The organism is Winogradskyella poriferorum, from assembly GCF_050618035.1.
Taxonomy (GTDB): domain Bacteria; phylum Bacteroidota; class Bacteroidia; order Flavobacteriales; family Flavobacteriaceae; genus Winogradskyella; species Winogradskyella poriferorum_A.
The window spans coordinates 1-227 of record NZ_JBODPY010000176.1 but is presented as its reverse complement, the minus strand read 5'-3'; the positions used below and the strand labels follow the sequence as shown (position 1 = coordinate 227).

At 28.2% G+C, this 227-nt stretch carries 1 pseudogene; it reads right to left on the bottom strand.

The features are described 5' to 3' along the window. Positions 1 to 27: 27 nt before the first annotated feature. Positions 28 to 227 (bottom strand): annotated as a pseudogene (locus ACRHOC_RS15360) (CvpA family protein); the annotation flags it as partial.

Below are 227 nucleotides of genomic sequence, written 5' to 3'. Positions count from 1 at the left end.
ATAAAAAGCCGCTTATTGCGGCTTTTTTTATCCTTGATTTTCTTCTAATCCATCCTGTTCGCATTCACTTTTTATCAAATTAGGAAATATCATTGGAGCCAATGATTTTACAGGTTGGTAAAGAACACTTTCTTCAAGATCTTCTTTTTCAATAAAAAGAAGTGTCTTATTTAATTTATTAAATACAATTAATAGAATACTTAGTATAACTCCTATTTTAAGCGAAC